The organism is Synechocystis sp. LKSZ1, assembly GCF_040436315.1.
In the GTDB taxonomy this organism is placed as follows: domain Bacteria; phylum Cyanobacteriota; class Cyanobacteriia; order Cyanobacteriales; family Microcystaceae; genus Synechocystis.
Genome location: NZ_AP031572.1, coordinates 2,179,300 through 2,192,158, shown reverse-complemented (window position 1 = coordinate 2,192,158; position 12,859 = coordinate 2,179,300). Strand labels below are relative to the sequence as shown.

Here is a 12,859-nt window from a genome sequence, read left to right as displayed (position 1 = left end):
TCTATTATTTAGGAGAATTCCGACCCTAATCCCATCCTGATATTTAACTTCACAAAACAAGACTCTTGTTGTTTTTGTTATGCCTTTTTGACATTGAAAAGACCGCTTAACAGGGCCAAAAATCGGCAATGCTATAGCCTAAATTTTCTAGCATTTGTCGGAGCAGGGGTAAGCTCAGGCCAATGACGTTACTATGGCATCCTTCAATCCGCTCAATTAAAGCACCTCCTTTCCCTTCTAGCGCAAAGGCCCCAGCGCACTGGAGAGGTTCCCCACTGGCCACGTAGGCCTGAATTATTGCGTCTTCGACCGGTGCAAAGTGGACATGGGTAAGACCCGTGCGGCAAATGGTTTTGTCCTGCTCTACATCGATCAAGGCATGGCCAGTGTATAACTCCCCAATTTTGCCCCGCATGGTTTGCCAGCGAGCAACGGCCGTGGCGGCATCCGTCGGTTTTCCGTAGGCCTGGCCCTCAACCACCAGGAGAGAATCACAACCCAACACCAGGGCCTGGGGAAAATCTGGGGCTACAGTTTTGGCCTTGGCGAGGGCTAATCCTTCCACCAAGGAGATGGTATCCTCTGCAACCACAAGAGTTTCATCAAAAAAACTGGGCTTGACCAGGGGCTGAATGCCCACAGATTCAAGTAAACGTTTGCGGGCAGGCGAAGCAGAAGCGAGGACAAATAACGGTACAGACATTAGTAGAAAGAAAGCATTTATCTTTACTGTATCTTTCTCTGAAGCCCGAGTATTGTCTCAAATTGTGACAACATATATCTTTTCGTGTGCTATCTTCATAACTCTTTAACTGGATTCACAAAGCTTTTTAATAAAAACTTAAGATTTATAACTATTCCAGCAAAGATTGCGCGAAAAGGAGGAACTCAAACTAAGGTAGGGGTAGTCCATAGCGTATCAAGTGTTTTCTTCCTGAGAATACATGATCCATCAGGAGATAACTACGATGTCTAATCTCGTTCGTTCCCTAAGCCTGGCCCTTTTCTTTAGCTTTGCTCTGCCTATTGTGGTCGTCAGTTCTCTCTTGACGGGACTATGGTTGCTCAGTTGGATTCCCTGGTTAACGGCCCTCGGCCAAGCGGCCACCTTACTTCTACTCCAATTTTTGATCATTTTTGGGGATGGTTCGGCCCTACCCGGCCTGCTGATTATCGGCGCCACCTGTAGTCTGGTGGGGGGAGTCTTTGAAGTGTTTAACTTTTACCTCTACCAAGATGCACGGGATTATTAGTCCCCCCCCTCAAGGACACCGACGACTCTATTAGTCCTCGTTTGGAAGGGACACCATGTCATTCCGCTCCCCTCAGTTATGCCGACCCACCGAGAAGATTCTAATCGTATCCGTTTTATCTTTAACAATGTTCGGCCTTTGCCTCCTTCCCAGCCCGGCCGAGCCTCCTTCCCTAAGCCTAGCCGAACAGATCGCCACTCTGAAGCATTCCGAGCAGCGTTGGCTAGAAGTTGACTTAGCTCACCAACGTCTCATTGCTTGGCAAGGGAAAACCCCCATCTATGCCGTCATTGTCTCCACAGGTAAATCCCAAACCCCCACGCCAACAGGGCTGTTCACTATTCAGCGAAAACTGCGAGAAGACCGGATGCGTGGGGCTGATTATGATCGGCCCAATGTTCCCTATGTCATGTATTTCCATCACGGCTACGCCATCCATGGGGCCGACTGGCATCATCGTTTTGGTACTCCCGTTAGTCATGGTTGCATTAATGTTGCAGTTGACCATGCCCAATGGCTCTTTGAGTGGACAGACCTAGGTGTTTCTGTCCTGATCCATCCCTAGCGGGTCAGCATAACAAGAGTTAACTCTTCTGTTAAGGGATGGGTCATAATGGGAGAAATTTTCAAGCATTCTAGTTTCCCTATAAGGTAATGACAAAGCTCCTCGTCATCAGCGCCAGTAATGGTGAAAACCTAAAGCTCGCGGAACGTTTTGCCGTTGCCGGTATGGCTCAGGGCCTAACAACTGAAGTATTGGATCTCACGACAGTGCCCTTGCCCCTCTTTACCCCGCGCCAAAAACAAAAGGAAGGCTTTCCCTCAATTTTGCCGCCCCTAATTCACCAACTCGGTTCAGCGCCTTGGTGGATTATTTGTTCGCCGGAATATAACGGTTCTATTCCTCCGGTACTCACTAATGTTATTGCTTGGTTATCTGTCTATGGAGAGGATTTTCGTCGCCTTTTCAACGGTCGTCCCATTGCTATTGCCAGCCATTCGGGCGGTGGGGGCTATGAAGTCTTGATGGCCCTGCGAGTGCAGTTGGCCCATCTCGGTTCCCATGTGGTGGGCAGACAACTAGTCAGTAATGCCTCAAAACCCGCTCGGGAGGAAAGTATTTACGAGATTGTCCAGGCCCTTATTCAATTGCCTAGAGTCTAGGAACAACCTCTGCTCTTGTTAGCCCAGAAGGTATCTATCCCTTGGCTTGGTCAAAAATTGGCCAAACTCCGCCATGGGGACTGGTCGACCGTAGAAGTAGCCTTGGTAATAATCACAGTTGTGGGACTGGAGAAAGTTCACTTGTTCCTGGGTTTCCACCCCTTCGGCCACCACCGCTAGGTTGAAGTGATGGGCAACGGAGATCACCGCTTCGACAATCACCGAGTCGTTGGGGTCTTGGGTGACGTCTTGAACAAAGCTCCTATCGATTTTGAGCTCATTGAGGGGGAGTTGCTTGAGGTACCCCAGGGAAGAGTAGCCCGTCCCAAAATCATCAATGGAGAAGTGGATGCCCAGGGCCTGGAGATCGGCCATGGTGGTAATCGCCTGGTGGATATCCTCAATAATTAGGCTTTCAGTAACTTCTAAGATCAAACGAGCTGGGTTAACCGCTGTCTGGGCCAGCAATTGCTGCAGGTTGGCCACAAAATTAGGCTGGCGAAATTGGTGGGGACTGACATTAACCGATACATGGAAGTCGGGATGGCTGGTTTCGAGTTGTTTTAGATAGTAGCAGGCCTCCTGTAGAACCCATTCCCCCAGGGCCGCGATCAGACCGGTTTCTTCTGCCACTGGGATAAAGGCCATCGGGGGAACCAGGCCCCGACTGGGATGTTGCCAACGAATTAAGGCTTCCGCTCCGACCACCCGGCCCTCTCGATTGACCTGGGGTTGTAGGTAAACCCGAAACTGCTGTTGAGCGATGGCTTGCCGGAGTTCTCGTTCTAGGGCAAAGCGCGATTCGGCCTCTAGTTGCATCCGCCTTTCAAAGAGCCGAATGGTATTACGACCGGCCGCTTTGGCCTGGTACATGGCGGTATCGGCTTCCTTCAGCAGGTTATCCAAGGTTTCGGAGGCTTTGGGAAAAACTGTAATCCCGATGCTAACGCCAATGATCACTTCCTCGTTATCGCACAGGAAAGGGACTGCCATCTGAGACCGAATTTTCTCTGCTACCCCCCAACCTAAACGAGCCGCCAGTTCCGATTGATCTGCCAGTTCGGGCAATAGCACCACAAATTCATCGCCACCAAAACGAGCAATCGTATCAGCCTGACGGAGGGATTGTTGGAGTCGTTGGGCCATCAGAGTCAGTAATTGATCTCCAATTTGATGGCCCCGAGCGTCATTGAGGGTTTTAAAGCGGTCAAGATCAACAAATAACACCGCACCATACTGGCCCGTCCGCTGGGCCAGGGCCAGGGCCGTTTGTAATCGATCTAGCAATAAACGACGGTTGGGCAGGCCGGTCAGCAGGTCGTAGTAGGCCAGACGTTCGATGGCCGCTTCTGCAGCTTTGCGCTCCGTAATATCGGTGTGGGTGCCTAACATCCGTAGGGGCCGGCCCTCTGAGTCCCACTCCACAATTTTGCCGAGGGACAAAATCCACTTCCAGTCCCCTTGTGCCGTGCGCTGACGGAATTCCACTCGGTACTCCGGTAGGTGGCCCTGGATATAGGCTTGATAGGTGGCCCCCACTGCTTCTCGATCATCGGAATGGAGTCGGTCTAGCCACTGCTGATTGGTTTCGACAAAGGTTTCGGGGTCATACCCTAGCATGGTGGCATACTGGGGAGAGACGATGGCTTCTCCGGTTTGGACATTGACATCATAGAGGCCTTGGTTGGCAGCTTCCAGGGCCAGACGTAGCCGCTCTTCGTTGGCCTGGAGTTTCTGTGCGCCTTGCTGATGTTCCTGGGCGGATTGAATGGCATCTAGGGCGAAGGAAATATCGTCACCAATTTCTTGTAAAAGGCCCTGTTCATCGGTAGTGAAAAACCCCACTTCTGCGGCGTAAAAGGTCAGCACCCCAATCACCCTACCGCCCTGATGCAGAGGAACCGCCGCCGAGGAATACAAGCCAAAGGCTAGAGCCTTTGCTCGCCAGGGGAGCATGCTCGGATCTCGCTGGATATCTTTGCAGATCACGAGACGATTTTCGCGGGCGGCAAGTCCGGTTGGCCCCCAGCCTGTGGGCACATCGTCAATACTAATTGGGATATCTATCAGGTAGTCTTGGGTCGCTCCTGCCGCCGCTACGGGTTTAATCTGGCGGTTAGCAGGGTCGATTAGGCCCACCCAAACGAGCCGAAATTGTCCCACAGCCTCAGCAACATTACAGATGGATTGAAATAACTGCTCACTCTGTCGCTGGGTAATAATTGCTTGATTAACTTGACTCAAGGTACCGTAAAGACGGGCTAGATATTGAATTTTTTGAACCTGTTGTTTACGCTCCTCAATATTCCTGACTACGGCGAGGATGCGAGTTTGGCCGGCAATATCCGCGGCCCGCAGGGCCACTTCTACCCAAAATTTGTCCCCATTGTTTTTCTTCGCTAACCACTCAAATACCTGTGGCCCTTCAGCAAGGGCCTTCTGGAGATAGGCCTGGGCCTGCTGTTGGGTATAGGGGGGTTCGTTAACGCTAAATTCACTAATATTGAGCTTTACCACCGTATCTTTGCTGGTATAGCCGTAGGTACGGAGCATCGCCTCATTGACATCAAGAATTTTGCCGGTATCAGCCTCATGAATAAAAATTGACTCGTCGGTGGCGTTAAAAATTTCTCGGTAGTTGCGCTCACTCATTTTTAAGGCCTGTTCAGCTTCCTTTAATTCCAACATTCGGCTCAGAAATCGAGCCAGCGTCTGCATCAACGTCCGCTCTTCCTCTAAAAAGCCGATTTCTTGGGAAAGGGAGGCTTCCAAATAGCCCTGGGATTGGCCATTGATGGTGACGACCTCCCGCAGTAGCCAGGGCGTTTCTCGGTAATTCTCTGTTCTGTAGACTTGCCCTTTGAAGGCGATGAGGGCCCCGGTTAATTCCGGTCGATAGAAGGCCGGCGGAATTTGCGCAACACATCCTTGCAACAACGTTCCTATGGCCATGTCCGACTGCTGAGATAGCTCGGCTAACGCTATCAGACAGCGCATTTCCTTAACGCGCTCTCCCAGTTGTTCACTGGTTTTGCGGAGCTTGAAGAGATTTCTTTCGACGGTTTTCTTAAAGACCAGGCGATGATAGATAAAAAGACTTACCCCGATACTTCCGAGTAAGGCGACGAGAAAGCCTGCACTAAATCCTATCCAGCCGGCGAGGTCTGCCTTCACCGCGAAAAAACCTAGGCTAAGTTGAGGTGCCAAGCAGGGAATCGTACTAAAAATATTAGCGGCACGGATTGGGAACAAGACTAATACAAACCAGATACCTGACATATTTCCCCACGCGCCTAGGCCTAGCTTCATCTTAAGGCCGATTCCCCCAAGGACGCCCCCTCTCCTTCTATGCTATGGTTGCGGGGAAAATATTAAGAAAGAACCTATGAAAATTGTGATTACTGGCGCAACGGGCTTTGTCGGCCAGTCCTTAGTTCGTCAGCTCAGTCAAGCCGGTCATAGCTTAGTTTTACTAGTCCGTAATCTCGATAGGGCCCAGCAACTTTTTCCCACCCGCCAATTTAGCGACCTTACAATTATTCCCTACCAAGCGACGGTATCTGGGCCCTGGCAAGCAGCCCTGGAGGGGAGTGACGCCGTAATTAACCTGGCGGGGGAACCGATTTCAGAACGTTGGAATGCCGCCTACAAGCAAAGAATTCTAGACAGTCGCCAATTGGCCACTCAAAAATTGGTGGAAGCCATTGGCCAGGCCACCCAGAAGCCCCAAGTTTTGATTAGCACTTCGGCCATTGGCTACTACGGCACCAGTGAAACCGCGAGTTTTACAGAAACCAGTCCAGCCGGGACAGATTTTCTGGCCCAAGTCTGCCAGGCCTGGGAATCAGCGGCCAAACAAGTCGAATCCTTGGGGGTGCGTTTAGTGATTCTGCGATTAGGGATTGTTTTGGGGAACGGTGGGGCCTTGGCTAAGATGTTGCCACCCTTTCAACTCTTTGCGGGGGGGCCGATTGGCAGTGGCCAGCAATGGTTTTCTTGGATTGATCAAGAGGATCTCCTGCGCTTGATCCAGTTTGCTTTGACCCAGCCGGAAGTTCAAGGAACCTTCAATGCCACCGCGCCCAATCCAGTACGGATGGTCGAATTTTGTCAGACCCTGGGCCAGGTGTTAAAACGGCCCTCTTGGTTGCCGGTACCGGAACTGGCCCTAGAGTTATTACTCGGGGAAGCGGCCAAACTGGTGCTAGAGGGCCAGCAGGTATTGCCCCAGGCCACCCAGGCCGCGGGTTTTCAATTCCAATACCCGACCCTCCAGGCGTCTCTCAAGCATATTCTGGCCTAGAGCCAGTCTTTTAGGCCCTGGCCCGCTCAATGTTAGGATAAAAACCCAACAAAATTAAGCATTACTCCTCATTAACTCTGTATTAACTCTGTGAAACTTTACTTGATTCGTCATGGCATTGCCGCCGACCGCCTTGATTACGACCAGGATGCAGAGCGGCCCCTCACCCGCAAAGGGGAAATCAAAACCCAGCAGGTGGCCCTGCAACTCCAAAATCGGGGTCTGGTCGTTGACGCGATTCTCAGTAGTCCCCTCAGCCGGGCCCAGCAGACGGCCCAAATACTCCTGGCCGCTGGCCTGAGCCATCATTTAGAAACCCATGACACCTTAGCGCCCGGCGGTCTGTTACAAGATTGGCTGAATTGGTTAACGGCTTCTTCCTACAATCAAGCCGATAGCAAGCTGGCCCTGGTGGGTCATCAACCGGATCTAGGGGCCTGGGCAGAGTCCTTGGTGTGGGGTCAATTTCAAGATAAATTAATCCTCAAAAAAGCCGGTATTATCGGCCTCAGTCTCCCTGACTCGGCCGCTTCTCTGGGGAACGCTCAAATGTTTTTGTTGCTCTCTCCCCGCTGGATTTTGTAGGGGAATACTGGTTCAACAAAAGGGGGCTATTTTACGCTAAGGTGGCCTCCATAATTTGTATCTTTGCTCCTGACCTTGATTAGGTAGATTGATGATGATCATGACAAGTAATGAATTTCGAGACGGTCTAGCAGGTGTACCAGCGGCCAAATCCCGTGTCAGTCATGTCGATGGGGAAAAGGGCATTCTGGAATACCGGGGAATTCGGATTGAGGAATTGGCAGAAAAAAGCAGTTTTATTGAAACCGCCTATCTGCTCATCTGGGGTAAACTGCCCACCCAAGAAGAACTTGAAGACTTTGAAACCGAAATTCGTTACCATCGCCGCATCAAGTACCATATCCGGGACATGATGAAATGTTTCCCCGGTACGGGTCATCCCATGGATGCTCTGCAAACCTCCGCCGCCGCCCTGGGCTTGTTCTATTCCCGCCGGGCCTTGGATAATCCCAACTACATCCGCGCGGCCGTCGTCCGGCTTTTGGCAAAGATTCCGACCATGGTGGCGGCATTCCACATGATCCGTAAGGGCAATGACCCGATCCAGCCCAACGATGACCTCAACTACGCGGCCAATTTCCTCTATATGCTGACGGAGCGTCGCCCCGATCCCCTGGCGGCCCAGATTTTTGATGTTTGTTTGACGCTCCACGCCGAGCACACCATGAACGCCTCTACCTTTTCAGCTCGCGTGACGGCCTCGACCTTGACCGACCCCTATGCGGTGATTGCTTCGGCCGTGGGAACGTTGGCCGGCCCTCTCCACGGCGGGGCCAACGAAGAAGTGCTGAATATGCTCGAAGAAATTGGCTCTGTGGAGAATGTGCGGCCCTACGTCGAGCGTTGTCTGGCTAACAAGCAAAAAATTATGGGCTTTGGTCACCGGGTTTATAAGGTTAAAGACCCCCGGGCCACGATTCTGCAAGATCTAGCCGAACAGTTGTTTGCAAAAATGGGCCACGACGAATACTACGATGTGGCCGTGGAACTGGAAAACGTCGTAGAAGAGTACATTGGTCGTGAAAAGGGAATTTATCCCAACGTCGATTTCTACTCTGGCCTGCTCTACCGCAAACTGGGTATTCCGGCTGACCTGTTTACGCCTATTTTTGCCATTGCGCGGGTAGCCGGTTGGTTAGCCCACTGGAAGGAACAGTTAACCGTGAATAAGATTTATCGTCCCACCCAAATCTACGTCGGCGACCACAACCTAGCCTACATTCCCATGGCCGAGCGAGTGGTGGATCGAGATCCTGGGACGGTTTCTGCTTAGAATGCCCCTGGCCGAAAAATCAAGGTTAGTTGATAATTGAGTCTCCCTTGACTCCGCAACCGCAACCTTCACCCCCCGCGGTAGCACAATAACAACAGGCTCTCTTCTTGTGGGTCGTCGTCCGATGGCCCCTCCACTGATTCCGGGAAACGTTACCATGCCATTTACCCAGCGCGTCAGCCAAGTCACCCCCTCCATTACCCTTGAAATCACCGCCAAGGCCAAGGCCCTGCGCTCCCAGGGGATCGATGTCTGTAGCTTCACGGCGGGAGAGCCGGATTTTGCGACCCCGGCCCATATTGTGGCAGCGGCGAAGTTGGCCCTGGATCAGGGAAAAACCAAGTATGGCCCTGCTGCGGGAGAACCGGCCCTACGCCAGGCCATTGCTGAAAAATTACAACGGGATAACCAACTGCCCTACGAGGTCCCTAACGTGATGGTGACCAATGGCGGTAAACACTCTCTGTTTAACCTGATGTTGGCGATGATTGAAGCGGGGGACGAGGTAATTATTCCGGCCCCCTACTGGCTCAGTTACCCCGAAATGGTTAAGTTGGCCGAGGGCCAGCCCGTGATTGTTCCTACCACTGCGGCCACCAACTACAAAATTACCCCCGAACAACTGCGCCAGACCCTGACCCCGCGCACCAAACTCTTTATCCTCAATTCCCCCTCGAATCCCACTGGCACCGTTTACACACCCTCAGAAATTCGGGCCTTAGCGGAGGTGGTGATTGAGGCCGGTATTTGGGTGGTTTCCGATGAGATCTACGAAAAAATTCTCTACGACGGGGCTGAACACCTGAGCATTGGGGCCGTGAGTTCCGAGGCTTTTGCCCGTACCATCATCAGCAATGGGTTTGCCAAGAGTTATTCTATGACCGGCTGGCGGGTGGGCTATCTGGCTGGCCCTCGAGATTTGATTGAGGCCTGTAGCACGATCCAGGGCCATAGCACCTCCAACGTTTGTACCTTTGCCCAGTACGGGGCCATCGCGGCCCTCACCGATTCTCAGGATTGCGTTCAAGAGATGGTCAGGGCCTTTGCCGAGCGTCGTCAAGTCATGGTGGCTGGTATTAACCAAACCCCTCGCCTGAGTTGTGCTACCCCCATGGGGGCCTTCTATGTGTTTGTAGATGTCTCCCAAACTGGCCTGAATTCCTTAGCCTTTACCCAAGCATTGCTGGAACAGCAACAGGTAGCGGTGATTCCCGGTGCAGCTTTTGGCGATGATCATTGCATTCGCTTGTCCTATGCCACGGATTTAAGTACCATTCAGCAAGGCCTGGAACGCATTCATCACTTTGTTGAAAGCTTGTAGTATAGATTAGTTATTTTTGCCCCGAATTTGAGCTTTGGGTTACCCTACCTCCCAACGGTAAAGTACATAGAATCGTGTTGTGATTTTATAAACATTTTTCCTGCTCTGCTTGACCTCGACATTGTGCCGTATTTGCTCAGGGAATTGCCAGCGGAAAGCTTTCTCCCATCAAAATAAAACCGGCCCAGTTGACGGGTTCAGGATATTGTTGTTTAACAGTCAGCATGGCTTGGCGCAGGGCCAAAGCACTATCCTGGCCCCGAGCCAAATTCTGGTAAAACTGCGTCATCAACAGAGCTGTGGGTTCATCAGGAACTGACCACAGGGAAACGACTAAACTCCGTGCGCCTGCCGTCAACCAGGCCCGAGATAGGCCGAGTACCCCATCGCCGGTAATTTTCCCCTGGCCAGTATTACAAGCACTTAGGACAACGAGATCCGCCTTAAGAAGTAGTTTGACAATATCATTCGCGGTCCATAGGCCATTGTGGTCGCCCTCCGGGGCTAAGGCGATGGCTCCGGGTAGTCCTCCCTGGCGAAAATTATCGAGTAGACCGTGGGTGGCCAGATGAATAATCCTGGCTTGGGTGACCAGGGAGGTCAGGGTTGTTGGCGTAGCCTCAGAACCGAGCAACGGACGGGTTCCCAAAAGAGGGGCAATGGCCTGGGCTTCCGCTTCCGCATGGGGCAAGGGCACAAGGTTGTAGGGGGGTTGTTGCAGGGCTGGGGCCAGTTGGGGATTCCCGACAACAAGGGCGAGTTGGGCTGGGGATTGTCTGTGGCGTTGTTGAGCCAGGTCTTGACCCAGAGCCAGGGCCTGCAGGGAAGGCATCGTCCGGATAGTATAGCGCTCTACTAGGGCCTGGCCTTGGGCATTGGTGAGGGCCGCAAAGGGGACAGAGAAGAGTTCGCCTTGGGGAATGAAAATCACCGCCTGTCGAGGATCTGTGGGTAGGAAATCAGCAATGGGTTCAATTAGGAGTTGCTCTAGCTGACGTAGGGGATTGCCGGCGACGGGGGCCGGGTTAGGAGAAGGGGCCTGGAGCCGATGAACCGCTCGCCGTGCTCGGTTAACGGTATCACGGAGGTCGGGCTGGGGAAGTCCCTCGAGATCGATCTGCCGAAATTGGATTGGGCCCTGGGGTGGGATGACCCAGATGTAGAGTTTATTAGCTTCATTGATCAGGGAATATTGCACCACCGTCGCCTGTTCCCGTTGGACAGTTTGGCGAATTTGGGCCAAATTGGGGGCGGTGAGCGTAGAACGAAAAGAGGGGGAATGAATTTGTTGAGCGAGCAGATCTGCAAAGGCCCGAGCTCTACCCCGTTCGGCAATTTCCAGGGCCGCTTCTGGCTGATTTTGGGCGACCAGTACCAGTTGCAACAGTCGATAAATAGAGGTTTGAGTATCAAAAAAAGAGACCTTGAGTTGGTCTTGGTTGCCCAACTTTTCGCGGATGGCTTCGGAAATGGCAAGGCTGGCCCGAAGGTGCTTTTCCGCTGGGACGTAATCTTTTTTGAGGATTAAGGCTAATCCCAATTCTCCCAGGGCCTGGGCCTGGCCATAGCGTTCCTGCATGGATTCAGAGAGAGCCAGCCGTTTTTGAAAGGCCTGAATGGCGGAGTCGTACTGTTTCAGTTGGAGATAAACATGACCCAGGTTACTCAGGACGGCCCCTTCGTTATAGTGATTGCCGAGGCGACGATAGACTGCCCGACTTTCTTGAAAGAGACTCAAGGCTTGGCTATAGTGCTTTTGCTCAAAATAGACTTGGCCCAAGCCGGATAAACTGTTGGCATAGTTATTGCCCTGGGTCGCCAAGGATTTCGTCAGGGTAAGGGATTTTTCGTAGTAGGCAATCGCCTGATCCGGTTGGTCAAGCATATAGTAGTCACCCCCCAGGGCATTGTAGAGAGTCGCCAAAACGTCGGGATTATTGAGGGTTGTTGCTATCTGCAAACTAGCCTGGTGATAGGCTAGGGCCTGGTCATAATCTCCCACAAAAAAATAGGTGTCCCCTAAACCACTCAGAGCCAATTGTTCGGTCTTGCTCTGCTGGGTTGGCCGGGCTAGATCCAGGCTTTGCTCATAGTATTGAATGGCCTGGCGATAATCATTCAGCCAATAGGCCACAAATCCCAGGAGTTGCAAGCTATCGGCCATTGGCTTGGGATCACCCAACCCTTGACTGAGGCTCAGTTCCCGTTGCAAGGCCTCAAAAGCCGGTCGATACCATTCCAAGCGCACGTAGGTCTGACCCATACCGGATAGGGCAATTCTTTCCAGTTGGCGATCCCCCAGGGTTTTGGCCAAGTCTAGACTGTGTTGATAGTAAACCAGGGCTGAGCGGTATTCCTTAAGGGCATAGTAGGCCTCCCCCAGGCGATAGGTCGAAAACCACTGGCGGGTCTGGTCTTGGCTCGCCTCGGCCAAGGGAAGACTGCGTTGACAGGCCTTAATGGCCTGAGAATAATTTTTCTGGTAGAAATAAACATCGCCTAAATAGCCCCACAGCGTTGCCTGACGTTGTTGGTCCCCCAGGGCTTCAGCCAAGGTTAAGCTCTCCTGGTAAGCGGCAATAGCAAGTTCGTACTGTTCTATCCAATAGTAAGCAAAGCCAAGTTGATAGAGAGTATCTCCGATGCCCTTACGGTTATTACTGTGGCGGTAACCTTGCAAGGCCCGTTGCCAGAGTTCAATGGCCGCAGGAAGTTGTTCGGCATTAAATTTCTGTAGGCCTTGATGGTAAAGAAGTTGGGGATTCTCACTGGGTTGACTCGTTGCCCACTGCCCCGAATCAAAAACCAAGAAGACAGTGGCCCCTAGGGCCATGAGTGACAACAAAAGAGAAGGAGGATCACGCTTAACAGGCATAGGGATTCAGCTAGATCAAGAGGCCATTCTCCCACCCTAACACCACCGGATTGTTCTACAGACAGAGCAAAAAGACCTTCCTTCA

At 52.1% G+C, this 12,859-nt stretch carries 10 protein-coding genes; 7 read left to right on the top strand and 3 right to left on the bottom strand.

Translation table 11 applies throughout. From position 1 onward, the window contains the following. Nucleotides 1-106: 106 nt before the first annotated feature. Nucleotides 107-703 carry a nucleoside triphosphate pyrophosphatase gene (locus ABXS88_RS10120; RefSeq protein WP_353671924.1) on the bottom strand — a complete coding sequence of 199 codons (597 nt, stop codon included), beginning with the start codon at nt 701-703 and terminating at the stop codon, nt 107-109. A gap of 265 nt (nt 704-968) precedes the next feature. Here ABXS88_RS10120 and ABXS88_RS10115 point away from each other — a divergent pair, with 265 nt between their 5' ends. From ABXS88_RS10115 to ABXS88_RS10105, 3 genes are all read left to right on the top strand, one after another. Beyond that, a complete protein-coding gene (locus ABXS88_RS10115) occupies nt 969-1,253 on the top strand; it encodes a hypothetical protein (RefSeq protein ID WP_353671923.1) in 285 nt (94 codons plus the stop codon). Between the two features lie 55 nt (nt 1,254-1,308). Continuing rightward, nucleotides 1,309-1,818 (top strand): L,D-transpeptidase, encoded by a 510-nt coding sequence (locus tag ABXS88_RS10110; RefSeq protein ID WP_353671922.1) that lies wholly within the window; start codon nt 1,309-1,311, stop codon nt 1,816-1,818. Between the two features lie 89 nt (nt 1,819-1,907). Further along, entirely contained in the window at nt 1,908-2,417 is a 510-nt protein-coding gene (locus tag ABXS88_RS10105) for an NAD(P)H-dependent oxidoreductase (protein WP_353671921.1), read from the top strand. An 18-nt stretch (nt 2,418-2,435) separates the two neighbouring features. Here ABXS88_RS10105 and ABXS88_RS10100 read toward each other — a convergent pair whose 3' ends face one another. After that, a complete protein-coding gene (locus tag ABXS88_RS10100) occupies nt 2,436-5,696 on the bottom strand; it encodes an EAL domain-containing protein (protein WP_353671920.1) in 3,261 nt (1,086 codons plus the stop codon). A 106-nt stretch (nt 5,697-5,802) separates the two neighbouring features. Between ABXS88_RS10100 and ABXS88_RS10095 the strand changes: the two genes are divergently transcribed. The 4 genes from ABXS88_RS10095 to ABXS88_RS10080 all read left to right on the top strand — a co-directional run bounded on the left by ABXS88_RS10095 (nt 5,803) and on the right by ABXS88_RS10080 (nt 9,899). Beyond that, complete coding sequence (locus ABXS88_RS10095) at nt 5,803-6,720, top strand: TIGR01777 family oxidoreductase (protein WP_353671919.1); 918 nt, start codon at nt 5,803-5,805, stop codon at nt 6,718-6,720. A gap of 90 nt (nt 6,721-6,810) precedes the next feature. Beyond that, nucleotides 6,811-7,305, top strand: a complete 495-nt coding sequence (sixA, locus tag ABXS88_RS10090) for a phosphohistidine phosphatase SixA (RefSeq protein ID WP_353671918.1) — start codon at nt 6,811-6,813, stop codon at nt 7,303-7,305. An 88-nt stretch (nt 7,306-7,393) separates the two neighbouring features. Then, complete coding sequence (locus ABXS88_RS10085) at nt 7,394-8,578, top strand: citrate synthase (RefSeq protein ID WP_353671917.1); 1,185 nt, start codon at nt 7,394-7,396, stop codon at nt 8,576-8,578. A gap of 157 nt (nt 8,579-8,735) precedes the next feature. Then, the gene (locus ABXS88_RS10080; RefSeq protein WP_353671916.1) at nt 8,736-9,899 is read left to right on the top strand and encodes a pyridoxal phosphate-dependent aminotransferase; all 1,164 of its coding nucleotides are present in this window, start codon (nt 8,736-8,738) and stop codon (nt 9,897-9,899) included. A 136-nt stretch (nt 9,900-10,035) separates the two neighbouring features. Here the strand turns inward: ABXS88_RS10080 and ABXS88_RS10075 are convergent, their stop codons facing one another. Beyond that, nucleotides 10,036-12,774: a CHAT domain-containing tetratricopeptide repeat protein gene (locus ABXS88_RS10075; RefSeq protein WP_353671915.1), complete on the bottom strand. Its 2,739-nt coding sequence runs from the start codon at nt 12,772-12,774 to the stop codon at nt 10,036-10,038. Nucleotides 12,775-12,859: the final 85 nt, after the last annotated feature.